This is a genomic window from Dellaglioa algida DSM 15638, assembly GCF_001434695.1.
Taxonomy (GTDB): Bacteria; Bacillota; Bacilli; order Lactobacillales; family Lactobacillaceae; genus Dellaglioa; species Dellaglioa algida.
Genome location: NZ_AZDI01000002.1, coordinates 277,708 through 298,313, shown reverse-complemented (window position 1 = coordinate 298,313; position 20,606 = coordinate 277,708). Strand labels below are relative to the sequence as shown.

The window sequence follows — 20,606 nt, the reverse complement described above, 5'->3', positions numbered from 1 at the left end:
TAAAATTATTAACCTTAAATTCATTATACTACATTTAGATTAAGAGCCATTATCTTTTTTTTAGCGTATACTCACTATTTTTGAAGGTCAATAACTTTAAGATGCCGCTTTTGTGTTACCTTTTTTTATTAGAGGACCTTCAGTTTGGTCTACCGTTGCCTTAGTAATAATTACACGTTCAATATCTTCTTGACTTGGAATATCAAACATCACATCCCGCATTGTTTCTTCAATAATCGAGCGTAATCCACGTGCCCCGGTATCACGTTTAATGGCGAGTTCTGCAACTCTAGATAATGCTTCAGGCTCAAACTCAAGCGTAACACCATCTAATTCAACCAGTTTAGTATATTGTTTAACCAATGCATTTTTAGGTTCCGTTAAAATTCTAACCAAATCATCTTCTTTTAATTCTTCTAAAGCAGTCATAATCGGTAAACGACCAACAAATTCAGGAATTAAACCAAATTTCAATAAATCTTCCGGAATAATTTGTTGCATGACACTATTTTCTTCATCAATTGATTCGGTACCCGAATCAGCTCCAAAACCGATTGTTTTATCGCCCAAACGATTTTTTACCATCGTTTCAATTCCAGCAAATGCGCCACCAACAATAAATAAGATATTCTTAGTATCAATTTGAATTAATTCTTGTTGAGGGTGTTTACGACCTCCTTGAGGCGGAACGCTAGCAACTGTACCTTCAAGAATTTTCAAAAGGGCTTGTTGGACACCCTCTCCAGAAACGTCACGCGTAATTGACACATTTTCACTTTTCTTTGCAATTTTATCAATTTCGTCTATATAAATAATACCTTTTTCAGCTTTTGCAACATCGTAGTCAGCACTCTGTAATAATTTTAAAAGAATATTTTCAACATCTTCTCCAACATATCCAGCTTCTGTTAATGTGGTTGCATCTGCAATAGCGAATGGCACATTTAAAATCTTAGCCAAACTTTGTGCTAAATACGTCTTACCAGACCCAGTAGGACCAACTAAACAGATATTACTTTTTTGTAATTCAGTTTCATCGTTATCGTCCGCTTCAACTTCTAGCATATGGTTAACGCGTTTGTAATGGTTATACACGGCAACAGACAACGTTTTCTTAGATTGATCTTGCCCAATTACATAATTATTAAGTTTATTCATAATTGCCTGTGGTTTCAACACAAGTAAAGGTTCAGAAGACATTTGTTCTCTGAATTCCTCATCGATGATTTCTTTACATAAATCAACACATTCATTACAAATATATACGCCAGGACCAGCTACAATTTTCATTACTTGATCTTGTGATTTACCGCAAAAAGAGCAGTTCACGGGTCCACCTTCTTCAGTATTTTCAAACATTCTCTCACCTCATATTTTCCCTAATAGTCTTTTATTTCACGTATATACATTCTATCAAATTTACCGCTATTTCGCGAATATTTGAATTTAAATCTGCTTAACAAAAAAGACTGAAGCCAAAAACCCGCCCCAATCTCATTCGTTTAAATCAACTAATCAAAATTAGCGGATTATTTTTTCATTTTAGCTTCTTCAACTGCTGAGTCGGCTAATTCGTCAACAACTTTTTTGATAGCAATATCATGTTTAACCATATCGTCTGAAAGAGCAGAACGAACTGCATCTTCTTCCATACCATATTGTTCTGCTAAGTTTGAAATTTCAGATGAAACTTCTTCTTCTGAAGGTTCAATCTTTTCAGCAGCAACGATAGCTTCTAACACAAGGTTTGTTTTAACGCGACGTTCTGCGCCTTCTTCAAATTGTTTGTGTAAGTCATCTTCACTTGTACCCGTCAATTGGAAGTACATCTTAGTATCAATTCCTTGTTGTTGCATGTTTGCAAGGTATTGATCCATTTGACGATGAACGTCTTCTTCAATCATTGAGTTAGGTATTTCATCAACCTTAGCATTATCAACTGCTAATTCGATTGCGGCATCTTGAATAGCTTCCTTAGCTGCTGCATCTTTTGTTTCTTTAATTTGATCTTTTGTTTTTGCTTGTAATTCTTCAAGAGTGTTAACTTCTTCATCAACGTCTTTAGCAAATTCATCATCCATCTCTGGAAGTTCTTTACCCTTAACTTCATGAACTTTAACAGCAAATATAGCTTCTTTACCGCGTAAGTCTTCTGCTTGGTAATCTTCAGGGAATGTAACTGTTACGTCCACATCTTCGCCCGCTTTATGTCCAACTAATTGATCTTCGAATCCAGGAATAAATGAATTTGAACCTAATTCAAGAGTATAGTTTTCTGATTTACCACCATCAAATGCAACACCATCAACTTTACCTTCAAAATCAATAATCACGGTATCGCCAGAAACAGCTGCTTCATCTTCCTTAAGCACAAGTTCAGCTTGTTGTTGACGTTTTGCTTCTAAGTTATCTTCAACATCTTTTTTCGTTACTCGACGTGATTGTTTAGGAACAGTTAGGCCTTTGTAATCTCCTAGTTCAACTTCTGGTTGAAGTGTAACTTTAGCTTTAAGTACCCATGTAGAATCTTTTTCTAAACTGTCAATGTTAATATCAGGTTGATCAACTGGTGATACTTTAACTTCTTCAAGTGCCTTTTCATATGCTTCTGGCAATAAGATGTTTAAAGCATCTTCATACAATGATTCTTCACCGTACATTCTGTTAAATACTTGACGTGAAACTTTTCCTTTACGGAATCCAGGAACAGTTAAATCTTTCTTAACTTTTAAGAAAGCTTTTTCTAATCCTTCTTTAATTTTATCAGTTTCAATTTCGAATGTAATTTCTCCATTGTTTTTACCTTGTTTTTCAAATTTTGCTGACATTGTTTTCCCTCCGATAGAACAAAAATTTTATATTCGTACTCTTTATATACTTGTCTATTTTACCGTATCGTTGCTAGATTGTAAATGATTATAAAAAAAAATTCGGAAAGCAAAAGCTTTCCGAATTTCTTATTTTTAATTTAATTAAAAATTAATCGTCAATTTCTGAAACAACTCCGGCACCAACAGTACGGCCACCTTCACGAACAGTAAATTTAAGACCTTTTTCAATAGCAACTGGGGCGATTAATGAAACTGTAAATGTAACGTTATCACCAGGCATAACCATTTCTACGCCTTCTGGCAATTCAATAACACCAGTAACATCAGTTGTATGGAAGAAGAATTGAGGACGGTAGTTTGAGAAGAATGGAGTATGACGTCCACCTTCTTCCTTAGAAAGGATATAAACTTCGCCTTTGAATAATTTGTGAGTCTTGATTGAACCAGGTTGGGCAAGAACTTGTCCACGTTCGATTTGTTCGCGATCGATACCACGGAGTAAAGCACCAACGTTATCGCCGGCTTCACCTTCGTCAAGTGTCTTACGGAACATTTCGATACCTGTAACTGTTGTTTTAAGAACATCTTCATGTAAACCAACAATTTCAATATCGTCTCCGACTTTAACTGTACCACGGTCAATACGACCTGAAGCAACAGTACCACGACCAGTGATTGTAAATACATCTTCAACTGGCATCAAGAATGGTTGGTCTGTAGGACGAACTGGTGTTGGGATGTATGAATCAACAGTATCCATTAACAATTCAACTTGTTTTACAGCTTCTGGATCGCCTTCAAGGGCTTTAAGAGCTGAACCACGGATAACAGGAATATCATCGCCTGGGAAATCGTATTCGCTTAATAATTCACGAACTTCCATTTCTACAAGGTCTAATAATTCTTCATCATCAACCAAATCAGTTTTGTTCAAGAACACGATAAGGTAGTCAACACCAACTTGGCGAGCAAGTAAGATATGTTCACGTGTTTGAGGCATAGGGCCATCAGTTGCGGCTACAACTAAGATAGCACCATCCATTTGTGCAGCACCAGTGATCATGTTTTTAACGTAATCAGCATGTCCTGGAGCATCGATATGTGCGTAATGACGTGCAGCTGTTTCGTATTCAACATGGGCAGTATTGATAGTAATACCACGTTCACGTTCTTCAGGTGCGGCATCGATTGAAGCGAAATCTGCTGCTTCACCGAAACCTTTGTCTGATAATACTTTACTGATTGCAGCTGTTAAAGTTGTCTTTCCGTGATCGACATGTCCGATAGTACCAATATTAACATGGGGTTTTGTTCGTTCGTAATGTTCTTTTGCCATGAATAAGAGCCTCCTAATGTTTTTGTAAGAATAAAACAGTTTTAGAAAATCTAACCCTGATGATTCTTTGTTTTTATTATACTACTTCCCCATTAAATAACAAAATACATTATCATTTAAATAAAGAAGAATCCTTAAAATATTATATAGACTGTTTAGAGTTTTGTAAATACCTATTTAAAGAATACTGAAACTTTTTATCTCGTCTTAAAATAACCTGGTTAAATCTACACTCATACAACTAAATCTAAGTGAAATTTTGGATTCCTTGTTAGAATATCATAGATTGTTAAAAACGGCTAGCCCTACCTATTGTTAATTCATTATTTCGGTTAATTCTCTAGAAATTAATTGATCTAACGAAATCATATCTTTTAAATTTTCAGTGGTCTTAAAGGTAGATTCAATTCCTAATTCATTCTTAACCAACTCAATCCATTCCTCCTCAACATCCAAAAACAGCCCTGCAAAGGGATAAATCATTCCTAATTTTAAATTTAACATGTGGTTTAAAGATTTATTTAATTGCACATCAACGGTTCCATCATCATTTTTAGTTAATTGATTGATTTTTCGAACCACTGGCTCGTTTTCATTCGCAACTAAATTTTTCATGCTTATTTTTTTGTGCGTACCGTCAATCCATAAATAATCCAATATATCAATATTATTAGGAATGCTCTGAACTTCCTGTAACAAACTTGATTTAATGATTGGATGCACATCTTTATCAATAAATATAATTTGGCATGCCTCAATAAATTCTTTTTTTGGCAAGATTAACCCGATCTGAACGATTTGTTGCTGTCCGAAGAAGTCCATTGAGCCTAAATGCGAAAATTGTCGTTCATTTTGTCTTAACTGCTTGCCTGAATTTTCTCGGTATTCGCTTTCTGCATTCTCAACAATCGGCGTCGCAAAAGGTTGTTGTTTGACCAATTTCCATGCCTGAATAAATTTATTATTTTTCAACAAAATATTTATATAAATTGCGAATTGATCGCCACGCTTTAAATACTCACCATAAAATTCGTCAGCAATAACTAATGCCTCATCAAATTGCTCAGCTAAAACCAATGCGTTAACTAATAATTTATTTGTTTTAAAGCTTCGATGCCCAATATAGTTCTTTGTAAAAAGCTGAGTTGCTAATTGATAATTTTTTTCAATTATGGCTTTTTTTGCTAATTGATAATTTTGTTTTTCTTGGTTGGGAAACGGAATAATATCTGGCATAATGTCCTCTATTTATTATTTATAAAAAAAAGATAACAGCATTGTGTTATCTTTTTTGTTTATTTTTCATTGCTTTTTACATCGGCCGGTTTAACTTCTTTCGGTTTAGATGGTTTTCTATGGTATTGATTAATTTCCATTATGACAGGCAAAATAACTGGACGTCGTTTTGTTTGTTCATATAAGAAATGGCTCATTTTTTCACGAACATCCTGTTTTAGATGTCCCCAATCAAATTCTTTATTGTTTAAATTATCTTGTACCGTTTCTGAAACGATTTCTGCACTTTTTTCAATCAAATCAAGACTCGTTTTTGTATAAACAAACCCTCTCGACGTAATTTTAGGTTTATTAATGATTTTCTTCTTTTTGCGATCAATGGTAACAACCGCAATAAAAATACCATCTTCAGAAAGAATTTTACGATCTCTTAATACAATATTACCAATATCACCAACACCGATACCATCAATCATTGTGTTACCAGCTTCAACTTGCGAGCCTAAATTCATTTTACCTTCTGAGTAACTTAAAACGTCACCTTTACCAGTAATGAAGATATGGTCATATGGCATCCCTAAAGTATGGGCCAAATCGGCGTGCGCCGCGAGTAAACGATACTCGCCCTGAATGGGTACCAGATATTTAGGTTTCATTAAGTTAATCATTAATTGCAAGTCATTTTGTCCAGCATGGCCTGACGAATTTAGTTCGTCAGAAATGGCTTTCACATCAGCTCCCGCACGATAAATAAGATCCCTTGTTTTTGCAACATTTGTTTCCATAGCCTTTGATGTCGTCGTTGTAATGAAGACAAGATCTCCTTCATGAATATTAATAGATTCATGTTGATTTAAAGCCATTCGTTGTAATGATTTTAAGGGTTCACCCATCTTGCCAGTTTCCAGGATTATTAATTGATCATCATCATATTTACTAATATCACTCATTGGAACAATCAATTTCTCATCAGGAAGAATGATTTTATTCAAATCCATAGCCGTTTTAACGATTTTCTCAACATCATGGCCCGTTAATATCACTTTACGATGACTTTCATTAGCGGCATTTAAAATTTGTTGTACTCGGAGTATATTTGATGCCACGCAGGCAACAATAATGCGTCCTTTTTGATATTCAAAAGTTTCATTAATATATTCATCTATTGCACTTTCATTAACCGTTGGAAAAGGATTTTCGGCGTTAGCTGAATCACTCAATAATGCCAAAACGCCATTTTTACCAATTTCGGCTAATCTTCCAAAGTCTGTTTGATAAGCTGGTGCCGCAGCTTGATCAAATTTAAAATCACCTGTGTACACAATTTGACCTTCATCAGTACCTAGAACAATTCCCAATGATTCTGGGATTGAATGGGTTGTTTTAAAGAATGAAATTGTCGTTTTTCCAAAATCAATTTCAGTCTGATCATTAACAACGTGAAAATCATTAAATTTACTTGCTTTAGGATCATCCGCAATATTAATTTTTGCTAACGCGATAGTCAATTCTGACCCAAAAACGGGCACGTCAAACTCGCTCACAAAGTATGCTAATGCACCAATTGCATCTGCATGTCCATGAGTTAAGAAAACACCAACTATTCGGTCTTTATTTTCTCTCAAGTAGCTGAAGTCAGGAATGACAATATCAATTCCTAACAACCCATTTTCTGGATACATTAATCCAGAATCAAAAATAAATAAATCTTCGTCCACTTCAACAACGTACATATTTTTACCATTCTCTCGAACGCCACCAAGTGGAATTATTTTAACCTTGCTCATTACTTCACCTCTTACATATTTTATATTTTTAATGTTTCTATTAATTGCTTCGTTTCATCTTTAGTCAACGATTGGATTGGTAATCGACAGTCACCCACATGGATACCTCGATAATTTAAAGCAGCTTTAGCCGGACCTGGAGAAGGTAAAGCAAAAAGTGCGACCATTTTTGGCGTCAACTCTCTTTGAATATCTCCTGCAAGTTTAATATTTCCTTCGCTCAAAGCCCGGTACATTTTTGTCATTTCGTTACCAAAAATATGACTTGCAACTGAAATAACGCCATTAGCACCAAGTACTTTTGCGGTTAAGCTATCAGCATCTTCACCAGTATATACGAAGAAATCATCAGGCGTTTGTTCAATAATAATACTTAAGTTTTCACTACCTGTACAATCCTTGATGCCGACAATTTGCTTGTTGGCTGATAGTTTAACAATTGTCTCAACAGACATGGTAACACCTGTACGTCCAGGAATATTATAGATAAAGATGGGTAATTCTGTTGCACTAGCAATTGTTTCAAAATGCGCAATCATACCTTTTTGATTAGGCTTATTATAATATGGCACAACAACTAATGCCGCATCCACACCCGAAATATTCGCAACTTCATTCGTAAACCGAATTGTTTCCATTGTGTTATTTGAACCTGTTCCCGCCATAATGGGTACTCTTCCGTTCACAAGACTTACAGTTTCTTTAATTAAACTTATTTTTTCTTCTTCACTCAGTGTTGGAGATTCGCCAGTTGTTCCATTGACTAAAATACCTTTTGAACCCGTCAAAATTAAGTGTTCAATTAACTTTTTTAATCGATCATTGTCGACCTGATTCTGATCATTAAATGGCGTTACCATTGCTGTCATAATATCTACGTTTTTAAACATTTAATTTACTCCCTTCATTTTTATTTTGGGACTCTTAGTAGGTCTAATTCATGTAATTTTTCAGCAATTTGAACTGAATTCCAAGCGGCACCTTTTAATAAATTGTCTGAGACAACCCACAATTGAAATGCGTTATTTTGCTCTAAATCAGCTCTAACGCGACCGACGAACGTATCCTTTTTACCCGTAGCGTTAATTGCTTGTGGGTAAATCTGGTGTTCTGGATCATCTTGTAGAACAACCCCAGGAGCATCTGAAAGAATATTTTGAATCTTTTTAACAGAAGCGTCATGACTCTCAATTTCAAACCATACGGATTCTGAATGGCTAACGACTACCGGTACGCGCACACAAGTTGCGGTTACCTGAATATCTTGATCAGACATTATTTTTTTAGTTTCATGAATCATTTTCCATTCTTCATGCGTATAGCCCGTATCTTCAAAAACATCAATTTGAGGCAGCGGATTAAAGGCAATAGGATAATGCTTTTTATCGCCTGAGGCGGGTAAAATGCCTGCTTGCATCTCTTCACCATCAAGATAAGCTTGAGTTTCATCTTTTAATTCTTGAATAGCTAAGTTTCCGGCACCGCTAACGGCTTGCATTGTCGTAACGACTACTTTTTTCAATCCATAATTTTTACGAATTGGTTCCAAAGCCACAACCATCTGAATGGTTGAACAATTAGGATTAGCAATTAAGCCCTTATGTTCATAAAGCGCCTGCTCGTTAACCTCTGGAACAACTAATGGAACATCTGGATCCATTCTAAACGCGCTGGTGTTATCCACCACAACCGCGCCCCGTTTAATTGCTTCAGGTGCGAATTTTTTTGATACACCGCCACCGGCAGAAAATAAAGCCAAATCAACATTCTCAAAAGAATCAGGCGTTGTTTCTTCTACAGTAACATCCTGACCCTTAAATTTTAAAACTTGTCCCGCAGAACGTTTAGATGCCAAATATTTAATACTGTCAATAGGTAGACTCGTTTCTTCAAGCATTTGAATCATTCTTGTTCCAACGGCGCCTGTAGCGCCGACCACTGCAACTCTATATCCGTCCATTGAAAAAAACCTTCTTTTTCTTTATTTGAATCTCAATTATACCATAAAATTTATGAACGTTTTGCATTTAGCTCACTTATTACATCGAGTCATTCTAATTTTTCTAAATAAAAAAAGCAAAACTCCTATATAAGAGTTTTGCTTTTAGTTTTAACGACGAAGACCTAAGCGTTGGATCAATTCACGGTAACGTTGAATATCTTTGTTACGTAAATATGCTAAAAGGTTACGACGATGTCCGATTTTCTTCATCAAACCACGTTGTGAAGCGAAATCTTTTTTATGAACGCCAATATGTGCATTCAATTCAACGATATCTGCAGTAAGTACAGCGATTTGTACTTCAGCAGAACCTGTATCGCCTTCTTGACGAGCATAGTCCTTCATAATTTCTGTTTTCTTTTCGTTTGTAATTGCCATTAGTGTTTCCCACCTTTCTGAATCTAAATGCCTATAACCGAGTAAGTCGTCGGTGAGACGTCAACAAACTAAGTTAAAGGTTCTTTGGAACAAATCTAACTTTACTAAAATTCAGAACATTTTGCAAGTTTTTTATAACTTACGAAACCTATCAATTACTATCAAGTAAAAATCCTTTACAAGTTTTCGTTGCATTAACTAAATTGGTTAGGTATAATAATGGTTGTTGAAATATTTGTTGAGAACCAATAAGGTGATCATGATAAGTGGAGGTGACTTAAATGCCAATTATTCAATCTGCAATTAAACGTGTAAAAACGAATGAAAAAGCAAACGTTAGAAATGCTGCTCAATTAAGCACAATGCGTACTGCTGTAAAGAAATTTGAACAAGCTAAGACTGCCGGCGCCGATAACGTAGATGCTTTATACAAAGCTGCTATTACTGCAATCGACAAAGCACATTCTAAAGGTTTGATCAAAGAAAACAAAGCTGCTCGTGATAAGTCTCGTATGGCTGCTCGTTACGCTAAATAAGTTTTCAAAAACACCCAGTAGATTATAATCTACTGGGTGTTTTTTTATACATTTACTTGATTAATTTTAAGCATAAATAAAGAAAAAAGCCCTTCTTGGTCTTGTTGCGTTGTTTTCATTGTTTTTTCTAAATCAATTAGTGCTAGGTATATTTTCCGTAAATCATGTCGATTAAATTTTTTTACTTTCTGAAGTGCCAGTTTAATTCGATAAGGGTGTACTTTTAAAACGCTTGCCAAATCGCCTTGTGAATAACCTTTATCTTGTAAAATCTTCACCTGAAGTAATAATCTGAATTGTCCGAGCAGTATCGCATTGATTTTGATGGGCTCTTCATTTTGTAAAATTAAATCATGATATAAAGTTACTGACTTTTCAATATTATTTGAAATGACAACGTCCACTAAATCAAATATATTTTGTTCTAAGGTCTTAGAAATTAAATTCTCAACCGATGAAAGTGTAATACGATGTGTCTCAAAATTATATAAAAATAGCTTTGGCAACTCATTCATAATGATTGATAATTCCGAATTTGTTCTTTCTAAAAATAAATCTAATGCATTTTTATCAATCTCAAAAGATTTATTTTCCATCTCCTGGGCAATAAATTGCCGTGTACCACGTTCGTTTAATGGTTGATTATCAATAATCAGACTCGATTTTTTTAGTTGTTTACTAACTTTTTTTCGGCCGTCCAATTCTTTATATGGCGCAAATATAACCACGATACTAGTTGGCTCAGGATGCGCCAGGTAATTTAAAAAACCTTCAATATCATGTTCTATTTTTCTTTTTTTAGTATCAGATGTAAGGAAATAAGGATTCTGAATAAAAACGAGTCTTTTATCACCAAAAAAAGGAACAGACATTGCGTCATCTAACGCTTTAGCCAGTGGGACCTCTTCCATATCATATTTTCCAAGGTTCATCGTTCTCTCTTCTTCTGGTATTAAGTTAGTGAACGCCTTCTTCACGTCCTCCATTAAATATGTTTCATTACCTAATACAAGATTCACCGGCTGCACATTTTCAAGGGATAAGGATTTAATTATTGATTGTGAATTCATATCTATCAGCTCTTTTCATTGTTAAAAACTTCAATCTTTTCTTTGTTATTCTGAAACTTCCTAATACTTATCATACCACGCTCTGCCGTGCTTACAAAAGGCACCCGATATTTTTTTAAAGTCTCAAGCGTCTCTTGGTGGGGATGACCATACCTGTTATTCTTTCCGGCAGAAATAATCGCCAACTTTGGTTTCAATTGTTCAACAAATAAAGGATTAGTCGCCGTCTTACTTCCATGATGTCCCGTTTTTAAGATAGAAACTTGTAAGTCGGGATATTTTTGAATCACTTTCTTCTCACCTGCTTGATCCAAATCTCCAGTAATTAAGTACTTAAATCCCCCAATTTTACCAAACAAAACCAACGAATCTTCATTTTTACCAGCACCAGCAACAAACGGATGTAATACAGTTAACCCGGAATCTAGTTTTTCACCAGCATCTGTCATTGGTATCAGTTTTTTTGGTGCGTGAGTAGATTTAATTTTTTTAACAAATTGCGGTAATTGCTCCATCCCCAGCGGGACAACTACCTTATCAACAGAAATCTTTTTTAAAATTGATGGAAAATTACCTATGTGATCGGCATCTTGATGTGTTAAATACAGATAATCTAAATGACTAATTCCCTGACTTAATAAATAATTAGCAATGATTTTCTCACCAGAAGTCTGATATTCTTTTCGCGTTCGCCAATCATCCATTTTAAAATGAACTTTACCCCCGGTATCTATTAACGTTATTTTTTGATTAAACGGTTCCCTTACTAAGGTTGAATCTCCCTGCCCAATATCAAAGAAAACAACTTCATGTCGCATTGGAAAATGTATCCACAAAAATAGACACATATATAACGTAAAAAGAACAACCCATCTTTTAATACTTACCTGACGAAGGAAACAAGCAAGAGAGCATATTAGCAAGCAAACGCATGCAATTAAGCCTGGTTTCCCAAAAGTTATGTTCAAAGGTAAATTGGCCAATTTCTCGCAGAGATTAATAAATAAATTTAGTAAATTATTTATTAATTCAGTTATATTCTGAAAATGATGACCTATTATCCCGCCACAAATCACAATCGGTAAAATTAAAAACTCAAAGACCGGGATTATAAATACACTGAGTACAATTGCTAATACATTCCACTGGTACACGTTAAATAAAACAAACGGTAGACTAAACAAATTCAGCCATACGCCTGATTCAAAATTACCTTTGTTTTCCATAAAAATTAACAGTAAAGACATCAAGTAACTAAGTTGTCCCCCAAAGGTTAATAGTAGTTGAGGTTCAATTAGTAGACCTATTAATAAGGCGAGGCACCAGATAATAATTCCTTGAACGGGCTTACTCATTAATTCACAAATGATTTGAACCATACACATAAAAATTGCACGTCGTAAGCTACTTGATTCCCCTGCAATGACTAAATAACACGGTAGTAACAAAAGAACTATTTTATTCATCGTTTCTCTTGGGATGAACAGCCAATTTCCTAGTGTCCCTATCAGCATCACAAAATAGTACACGTGTAACCCTGATAAACAGAAAAGATGAATTAATCCTAATTGTCTAACTGACTCTAAATCTTGATTAAAATCTTGCGTTTTATCACCAATTATTAAGGCATTTAAAAATTTATCAAGCGGATTTGATAACGAACTAAAATAACTTTTTAGTTGAGCACGTATTTCATGTAACTTGTTCAGGACAGTTTCAATCGAAAACGTTACCTGATTACTTAGTTTACTGTTAACTTTTATAACGGTTAAACCATTGTAAATAGATTTAGTATGCATGAAACTTTGATAATTAAACTCGTTCTCATTTGTTGGTGGTTTTATCATTTGTATTTTAACGTCGGCATTAATTATTTGTGTCTGTTGGTTACGTTTAATTCGATTAGGTTCGGCCTGAGTTTTACAATTATAAAACCCTCGAATTTTCTGTGAATCAGAAACGATTTGACCCTCAAAACTAACTAAATCTCCATTTGTCGAGTAATCATCAGGATAAATTTTTATTGCAACACCATGTACTTCTTTTTCAATCGGTATTTGTTTCTGGTTTCCTTGTGTATTCCCATAAAAATAAATTCCAAAACCAATCATACAAGCGCAACAAATATAGATAGTAAGTGCACGTTTCAATGCGATGATTCGGATAAAAATAATAACAATAAGAATAATCCAAATTAGATTAAAAGTAACCATCCACACACTAACTAGTCCCACAAGTATCGTTACAAAAAATAGATCAACTGCTTCAATTGACTTTATTCGGAAAAGATTTTATTCAGAACGATTTCTTCAATATAATTTTTATCAACCTTAACTTGTTCAAAACTAACATGATTTCTTTCCAGTAAAGAAATAGCATAATCATCGTTGTGATAATTACGTAAATAATGAATCTTTTTAACACCCGACTGGAGAAGCATCTTCGTACATTGTAAACAAGGAAAATCTGTAACATAAATTTCTGAATTATCAGTTACTGATCCAAACTTCGCACATTGTAAAACAGCGTTCATTTCCGCATGGATTGTTCGAACGCAGTGACCGTCAACAAGATAACATCCCTCGTCTATGCAGTGCACATCGCCTGAAACGGCTCCATTATACCCGCCTGCAATAATGCGTTTATCTCTAACGAGTATCGCACCAACAGATAATCGTTCACAGGTGCTTCTTAGTGATAATAACGCTGCTTGCGTCATGAAATATTGGTCCCAAGGAATTCTGTTATCAGCCATTTATGCATTTCCTTCTTTCATTTTTTTATAGTATATCAAAAATAAGTTAGTAAAAGAAGTTAGACAGATAACGAGTCCTTTAGACTTTCAAATGTCTTGTCTCCTATACCGCCAACTTCTTTTATTTCATCTGTAGTTTTAAATGATTGATGTTCTTCTCTATATTGTAAGATTTGTTCTGCTTTTTTAGGCCCAATTCCCGTCAATTCTTGCAGTTGCTCTTTTGTTGCCGTATTTAGATTGACCGTTTGTCCGCCATTCGATTTTTCATTACTATTTGAGGTAGACTCCGTGTTTACTCCAGAAGAACTTTGCCCGGCATTCATTACTGCTGGACTTGATTTTATTTCTCCTTTTGCTGGTACATAAATAATCATCTCATCCGTAACCTTTTGAGCTAAATTAATCTGTTTTTGGTCCGCACTAGACAGAAATCCACCCGCCGAATCAATTGCCTGACTAATCCTCATTCCAACTCTCATTGTATAAATACCCGGACTCTTTACATTTCCTTTAATATCAACAACAATTTTTGCGCCATCTGAAGATCCCTCATGATTACTGCTTCTTTTTTCTGAACTAGATGATGTCACACTAGAGATGGTAGATACCGCTAACTCATTTTTTGTACCATTTTCATGTAGCGTAAAAAGTAAAAATATTGTGCCTATAATTGCGGCAATAACACAACCTATGACTACTCGCTGATGTTCAGTTCAAAACTCTTTAATTCGATCCATTTCATTCACCTCCCGTTCACTATTAAATACGCAAAAAAACAGTTCTCACTTATTAATGAGAACTGTTTTTTATATTTTCTAAATAGTTTAGTGCATCGCTAAATTTTTTAACAGGAATAACTTTCATGTTAGATCCAATTTGTTTTGCCGTTTTTTTCGCTAATTGGTAATTGTTTAACGCATTAGGGTCACTTTTTAACTCAGCACTTGAAAGTTCATTATTAGGCGCAAAAAATATTGAGACATTTTCTTTATCCGCTGCAACAATTTTCTTATCTATCCCACCAATGTCCCCTACTTCACCGTTAGAAGACATCGTTCCAGTCCCAGCAATTTTTTGTCCATGTCTAATATCAACATCCATCAACTGGGTATAAATTTGTAAAGTAAACATTAATCCGCCTGATGGACCACCCAATGATGCAACGTTAGCCTTAACCGGTATTTCCGTTTCAACATTGGTTTTATTGATTAGAGTTATTCCTAATCCCGATTTTTTAGTCTTATCTAAAGGCATCAATTTTCCTACAACTATTTTTGAAACACCTTTACGTTTAACTTTAACCCGTACCTTTTGACCATTTTTTTGGGAACTAACATACGAAATAAAACCTTTTTCACTGGCAAATTTTTTATTATCAATGCTAGTTATCACATCACCTGGTTTAAGAACATGGTAAAATTTAGATTTCTCCAAAACGGACATGACATAAACGCCTTGAAACTCTAAGGACACTTTTTTATGAGCCGCCTTAAAAGCCACAAATTTAGCTTGATTGATTGAATCAGTCATATAATATCTTTGTAAAACATCATATTCTTGATTTGAACTACCACCTGTTACTTCGTTCTCGTTCAGAATTTCATCGTATTTACCAAATAGTTTACTGTACAACAGCGTTAGTGGACTAGCCTTCTGGACGTAAACTGTTGTCAGCAAGAAATCACCATTTTTGTTATCTTTTTTATGATTTACAACTAAATGGTCACCAACAGATTCTGCGGTTCCGGGTGATTCAATGTAATAAGGCAAGGGCAATAACATGACAAATGTCAACACACATACGCCAAAAGCCACGAGAATCGAACGTTTATAACGAATCCAAAATAAATTATTTTTCATAACGCTTTTCAAGCATAGCTTGTTTTACATGAAGTGGCACCATACTTGATATATCACCATCAAATTTAAAAATTTCTTTCATTAAACTAGATGAAACATGAGCGAACTTGGGATTTGCCAACATTAAAACCGTCTCAACTGCGTTATCGAGTTCCTTGTTCATTAACGCAATATCTTTTTCGTATCCAAAATCTGCATTATTTCTTACACTACGAATAATTATTTTTGAATCTAACTTATGCATTAAATTAATCGTTAAATCTGATTCAACAGCAACTACCTCTACATTTGGTAACTCAAAAATAGCCTCACTTATTAAATCAACTTTTTCATTTGCCGTAAACATTGCTTTTTTGCTAGTATTTGTCATAACCGCGACAACAACTTTATCAAAAACTTTGCTTGAACGAACAATAATATCTAAATGCCCATTCGTTAATGGGTCAAAACTTCCCGGAAAAACTGCATTCATTTTAGTTCTCCTTTTGGTAGATCGTAACTTGAGTAATACCATAATTTTGTCTTCTAAATAAACTAAATCCAGGAATATCATCAGGTAGTTTAGCGTGCTGATCTGTCTCACAAATAATTAAAGCCTGACCATTCAAAAGTGTACTGTTATCAAGTTTCTGAATGGTATCTATTATCTCTTGTGTTTTATAAGGCGGATCTAAAAAAACCAAATCAAATGATTCCCGTCCTTTTAAGAGTCCAATAGCCTTATCAGCATCTTGTTTATAAACCGTAAATTTATCTTCTTCTTTCGTAATGGCAATGTTATCGTTGATTGTTTTAATTGCTTGATATTGCTTGTCAATTAGAGTTGCGTGCCCTATACCTCGGGATACAGCCTCAATACTGAGTCCACCGCTACCTGCAAACAAGTCTAAAGATTTTCCACCATCAAAATAAGGACCAATAATATTAAACATTGATTCTTTGACTTTATCCGTTGTTGGTCTTGTTGCCATACCGGGAACTGCTTTTAACTTTCTACCACCATATTCGCCTGAAATTATTCTCATAATTTTTTACTCACTTTTATTTTTAAATTTTTCTTGATCTTCATCTGTTAGCTTAAACGCTTTTTCTCCCATACGGGACCCAAAATCCATATCGATGTCTGGACGATGGGAAACTTCTGTCTTCTTAACAAATTTCAAATTTTGAATTTTTTTTACCGTTTCAGGTAGGTCTTCTTGATTCATATAAATGACAACATATTTCATTTTTTTCGAAATGTACTGAATAATTCCAAATCGTTTCAATTGCTTAATTTGTTTCATATGATATAAAAAAACAATAACGCCTTGCCTTTTCTGCATCACTAATTTAGTTTCATCTTCTTCATCAAGCATCTAGTTATGACCTCCTTTTATTTACTATTTACTAAATCTTTTTTTCTCAAAGCCGATATGCTTAAAACTAAACCTACACAAAAACTTAAGATAAGCATACTTGATCCACCATAGCTAAGAAATGGGAATGTTACACCCGTGATGGGTAAGATTCCTGAAATACCACCAACGTTAAAAACAGTTTGTACTGTCATAAACGTTGCAATACCATAACAACATAGAGTGTGGAACGTTTCTTTACTTTTAGATCCGATAAAAACGATTCGTCCAATCATGCCAAAAATCAAGATTAAAATGAACAAGACCATCAAAAGTCCTAGTTCCTCTCCCGTAATTGCTAAGATAAAATCAGTGTATGGTTCGGGTAAATAACCACGCTTTTGGATACTATTCCCTAAACCAGCTCCAAAAATACCACCATTACTTAACGCATAATACGAATTAACCAGTTGTTGTCCACTTGACTGTTGATATTTAAATGGATCACTAAATCCAACAAATCGTCCTGCCATGTATGCCAATGGACCTCCGGAATCAGGGGAAACAGATTTTAACTTTGACAAAAGTAACATCAATCCGCCCATTCCTCCGACTGAAATTAAAGTGGTTATTCCGATAGAATACCCGCTGGCTAAAATAATAATTAAGACGGCACTCGCATTAATAATAAATCCACCAACATCCGGTTCAATCAAAATTAAAAATAAGGGTAAGGCTACCGCAACTGCATAAATAAATCGACGCTTATACCTGCTATCGTAACTCAACTCTTTATTTTCACGAAATGCTACTTGCTGTGCCATAAACAAAACCAAAAAAATCTTACTAATTTCCGCGGGTTGTACATTAAAAATACCAAGGTTTATCCACCCTGCGGCGCCATTAACCGTTTTTCCACTTGCTACTACGTAGACAAGCGACAAGATTGACACCGCACCAAATGTAATTATAAATTTGGAACTTTTAAAAAAATTAACTTTAATGGCGTATATGAAAAAGACAACCATTAGACCCAGAATTGCAAAAAGTAATTGTTTTTTTAGGTATGTTGTTGGATCACCACCAGCCATTTGAACCTTATAAGAACTGGCGGAATATACCATCACTACCCCAATTCCAGATAAGATAAGATATGGGATGAAGATATAGTAATCGAGATACTGTAATTTTTGAGTCATTCTTTTTAATATTTGCATTTTTAATCCAACTTATTTCTTGATTTTTAAAATTCAGCGTGAAAATGACCATTAAGGTCTGACTCGAGATCTTCAATTAACTTCTTGCCAGCCTTCTCCTCAATGAGCGCACATCTCACCACAAAGTTTACTTCACGAGAAAAACCGAACAACTGAGTATCAACGACTTCTTCAAACGCAGGACAACTTAACAAACACAATGTGTCTCGTTGCTTATTGACAAGGTTTTTTATTTTAACCGCATCTTCTTTTAGAATCGCCATTGCATCTTCTTTAGAAATGTTGTTTATCATCGATTTTCTCCTCCCGTGACTTCTAACAGTATACCATATATTACTATTTATCATGAATAAAAAAAGGAGTTAAAAATGAACTTAATCATTTTTAACTCCCTTTAAATTAACCTTTTTTTGAATCTGTTTTACGTTGTTTTTGAGCTTTTTCACGCATATTTGTATCTAAGATACGTTTACGTAAACGTAAGTTATTTGGTGTGATTTCCAATAATTCATCAGTATTCAAGAATTCTAATGATTCCTCAAGTGTAAGAATTGTTGGTTTTTTAATTGAGGCAGTTTGATCTTTATTAGAAGAACGAACATTACTCATTGCTTTACCTTTAGTAATATTTACAGAAATATCACGTTCACGGCTACTTTGACCGACAACCATTCCTTCATAAATATCAGTAGTTGGTGTTACATAAATCGTACCACGTTCTTCGATACTCATGATTGAATATGTTGTTGCACTTCCAGAATTAATAGAAACTAATGCGCCATTACGACGACCAGGTTCCCAATTACGAATGACAGGTTTGTATTCAGAGAATGTATGATTTAAGATACCATATCCACGAGTCATTGAAAGGAATTGTGAATCATATCCAATTAAACCACGTGTAGGAGCTGAGAATGTTAAACGAGTTTGACCGTTGTTACCAGTCTCCATGTTAATCATTTCACCCTTACGTTGTGCCATTGTATCAATAACACCACCAGAATATTCATCAGGTGTATCAATTTGGACACTTTCAAATGGTTCTTGCATTTTACCGTCAAGTTCACGATAAATAACTTCTGGACGTGAAACTTGAATTTCATAATCTTCACGACGTAAAGTTTCGATTAAGATTGATAAATGTAATTCCCCACGACCTGAAACAACCCAAGCATCAGGAGAGTCAGTATCTTCAATTTTTAATGAAACATCAGTATGCAATTGTAATTTAAGACGATCTTCCATTTTACGTGCAGTAATATTTTTACCATCTTGTCCAACAAATGGTGAATCATTCGTTCTGAATGTCATTTGAAGTGTAGGTGGATCAATACGCATCAATGGTAAGGCTTCTTGATGATCAACTGGTGTTACAGTTTCCCCAACGAAGATGTCATCCATTCCTGAAACGGCAATTAAATCACCAGCTTTAGCTTCTTCGATTTCAACACGGTCTAAACCGAAGAAACCGAAAAGTTTTGAAACACGGAAATTTTGAACTGAACCATCAAGTTTAATAACAGAAACTTGATCACCAACAGCAATTTTCCCACGGAATACACGGCCAATACCAACACGACCAACATATTCATTATAATCCAACATTGAAACTTGGAATTGTAATGGTTCGTCACTGTTATCAATTGGTGCAGGAATCGTATTGATAATTGTTTCAAAAACGTCGTCCATAGAATGTTTTTGTGTTTCAATATCTGGATCCATACTTGATGTACCGTTATATGCACTAGCATAGATAACAGGGAAATCAAGTTGAGCTTCATCGGCACCTAATTCGATAAACAAATCAAGTACTTCATCAACAACTTCTTGTGGACGAGCGCCCATACGGTCAATTTTGTTGATAACAACAATAGGTACTAATTGTTGTTCTAAGGCTTTTTTCAAAACAAAACGTGTTTGTGGCATTGTTCCTTCAAAAGCATCAACAACAAGTAAAACACCATCAACCATTTTCATGATACGTTCTACTTCACCACCGAAATCGGCATGTCCAGGTGTATCTAAAATGTTAATTTGTTTGTCGCCAACTCTAACAGCAGTATTTTTTGATAAAATTGTAATACCACGTTCTTTTTCAATATCATTGGTATCCATAGCACGGTCGCTAATTTCTGAATGGCCGTCCAATGTATCTGATTGTTTTAATAATTCATTAACTAATGTCGTCTTACCATGATCGACATGGGCGATAATCGCGATGTTGCGAATGTCATCTCTTGTTTTCAAGTTTGTTCTTC

The 20,606-nt window shown here is 34.8% G+C and carries 20 protein-coding genes; 1 reads left to right on the top strand and 19 read right to left on the bottom strand.

Annotated features, from left to right (window positions below; genetic code table 11):
- Nucleotides 1-96 precede the first annotated feature (96 nt).
- From clpX to rpsO, 8 genes are all read right to left on the bottom strand, one after another.
- A complete protein-coding gene (gene clpX / locus FC66_RS03130; RefSeq protein WP_057973917.1) occupies nucleotides 97-1,359 on the bottom strand; it encodes an ATP-dependent Clp protease ATP-binding subunit ClpX in 1,263 nt (420 codons plus the stop codon).
- Between the two features lie 170 nt (nucleotides 1,360-1,529).
- Nucleotides 1,530-2,828 (bottom strand): trigger factor, encoded by a 1,299-nt coding sequence (tig, locus tag FC66_RS03125; RefSeq protein ID WP_057973916.1) that lies wholly within the window; start codon nucleotides 2,826-2,828, stop codon nucleotides 1,530-1,532.
- 151 nt (nucleotides 2,829-2,979) lie between these two features.
- Nucleotides 2,980-4,167 carry an elongation factor Tu gene (gene tuf / locus FC66_RS03120; protein WP_057973915.1) on the bottom strand — a complete coding sequence of 396 codons (1,188 nt, stop codon included), beginning with the start codon at nucleotides 4,165-4,167 and terminating at the stop codon, nucleotides 2,980-2,982.
- Nucleotides 4,168-4,482: 315 nt separating this feature from the next.
- Nucleotides 4,483-5,403, bottom strand: coding sequence for a hypothetical protein (locus FC66_RS03115; protein ID WP_057973914.1), 921 nt, complete (start codon nucleotides 5,401-5,403; stop codon nucleotides 4,483-4,485).
- Between the two features lie 59 nt (nucleotides 5,404-5,462).
- The gene (locus FC66_RS03110) at nucleotides 5,463-7,190 is read right to left on the bottom strand and encodes a ribonuclease J (RefSeq protein WP_057973913.1); all 1,728 of its coding nucleotides are present in this window, start codon (nucleotides 7,188-7,190) and stop codon (nucleotides 5,463-5,465) included.
- 20 nt (nucleotides 7,191-7,210) lie between these two features.
- Nucleotides 7,211-8,080: a 4-hydroxy-tetrahydrodipicolinate synthase gene (dapA, locus tag FC66_RS03105; protein WP_057973912.1), complete on the bottom strand. Its 870-nt coding sequence runs from the start codon at nucleotides 8,078-8,080 to the stop codon at nucleotides 7,211-7,213.
- A 20-nt stretch (nucleotides 8,081-8,100) separates the two neighbouring features.
- On the bottom strand, nucleotides 8,101-9,150 hold the full coding sequence (locus FC66_RS03100) for an aspartate-semialdehyde dehydrogenase (protein ID WP_057973911.1): 1,050 nt from the start codon (nucleotides 9,148-9,150) through the stop codon (nucleotides 8,101-8,103).
- A 150-nt stretch (nucleotides 9,151-9,300) separates the two neighbouring features.
- Nucleotides 9,301-9,570, bottom strand: coding sequence for a 30S ribosomal protein S15 (rpsO, locus tag FC66_RS03095; RefSeq protein ID WP_057973910.1), 270 nt, complete (start codon nucleotides 9,568-9,570; stop codon nucleotides 9,301-9,303).
- A 281-nt stretch (nucleotides 9,571-9,851) separates the two neighbouring features.
- Here rpsO and rpsT point away from each other — a divergent pair, with 281 nt between their 5' ends.
- The gene (rpsT, locus tag FC66_RS03090; protein WP_057973909.1) at nucleotides 9,852-10,106 is read left to right on the top strand and encodes a 30S ribosomal protein S20; all 255 of its coding nucleotides are present in this window, start codon (nucleotides 9,852-9,854) and stop codon (nucleotides 10,104-10,106) included.
- Between the two features lie 44 nt (nucleotides 10,107-10,150).
- Here rpsT and holA read toward each other — a convergent pair whose 3' ends face one another.
- The 11 genes from holA to typA form a co-directional block, all read right to left on the bottom strand.
- Nucleotides 10,151-11,176 (bottom strand): DNA polymerase III subunit delta, encoded by a 1,026-nt coding sequence (gene holA / locus FC66_RS03085; protein WP_057973908.1) that lies wholly within the window; start codon nucleotides 11,174-11,176, stop codon nucleotides 10,151-10,153.
- Nucleotides 11,177-11,181: 5 nt separating this feature from the next.
- A complete protein-coding gene (locus FC66_RS03080; protein WP_235804039.1) occupies nucleotides 11,182-13,389 on the bottom strand; it encodes a DNA internalization-related competence protein ComEC/Rec2 in 2,208 nt (735 codons plus the stop codon).
- 62 nt (nucleotides 13,390-13,451) lie between these two features.
- Nucleotides 13,452-13,931: a ComE operon protein 2 gene (locus FC66_RS03075; protein ID WP_057973906.1), complete on the bottom strand. Its 480-nt coding sequence runs from the start codon at nucleotides 13,929-13,931 to the stop codon at nucleotides 13,452-13,454.
- A 59-nt stretch (nucleotides 13,932-13,990) separates the two neighbouring features.
- On the bottom strand, nucleotides 13,991-14,524 hold the full coding sequence (locus tag FC66_RS03070) for a helix-hairpin-helix domain-containing protein (RefSeq protein ID WP_057973905.1): 534 nt from the start codon (nucleotides 14,522-14,524) through the stop codon (nucleotides 13,991-13,993).
- 199 nt (nucleotides 14,525-14,723) lie between these two features.
- Complete coding sequence (locus tag FC66_RS03065) at nucleotides 14,724-15,794, bottom strand: SepM family pheromone-processing serine protease (RefSeq protein WP_057973904.1); 1,071 nt, start codon at nucleotides 15,792-15,794, stop codon at nucleotides 14,724-14,726.
- Nucleotides 15,784-16,266: a pantetheine-phosphate adenylyltransferase gene (gene coaD, locus FC66_RS03060; protein WP_057973903.1), complete on the bottom strand. Its 483-nt coding sequence runs from the start codon at nucleotides 16,264-16,266 to the stop codon at nucleotides 15,784-15,786. Before coaD ends, FC66_RS03065 begins: the two co-directional genes overlap by 11 nt.
- Nucleotide 16,267: 1 nt before the next feature.
- Nucleotides 16,268-16,819 (bottom strand): 16S rRNA (guanine(966)-N(2))-methyltransferase RsmD, encoded by a 552-nt coding sequence (gene rsmD, locus FC66_RS03055; protein ID WP_057973902.1) that lies wholly within the window; start codon nucleotides 16,817-16,819, stop codon nucleotides 16,268-16,270.
- Nucleotides 16,820-16,825: 6 nt separating this feature from the next.
- Nucleotides 16,826-17,152 (bottom strand): YlbG family protein, encoded by a 327-nt coding sequence (locus FC66_RS03050; protein ID WP_057973901.1) that lies wholly within the window; start codon nucleotides 17,150-17,152, stop codon nucleotides 16,826-16,828.
- Nucleotides 17,153-17,169: 17 nt separating this feature from the next.
- Nucleotides 17,170-18,348, bottom strand: coding sequence for an FtsW/RodA/SpoVE family cell cycle protein (locus tag FC66_RS03045; protein WP_083478943.1), 1,179 nt, complete (start codon nucleotides 18,346-18,348; stop codon nucleotides 17,170-17,172).
- A gap of 26 nt (nucleotides 18,349-18,374) precedes the next feature.
- Nucleotides 18,375-18,641, bottom strand: a complete 267-nt coding sequence (locus FC66_RS03040) for a DUF1507 family protein (RefSeq protein WP_057973899.1) — start codon at nucleotides 18,639-18,641, stop codon at nucleotides 18,375-18,377.
- 106 nt (nucleotides 18,642-18,747) lie between these two features.
- Nucleotides 18,748-20,595: a translational GTPase TypA gene (typA, locus tag FC66_RS03035; RefSeq protein ID WP_057973898.1), complete on the bottom strand. Its 1,848-nt coding sequence runs from the start codon at nucleotides 20,593-20,595 to the stop codon at nucleotides 18,748-18,750.
- Nucleotides 20,596-20,606 lie beyond the last annotated feature (11 nt).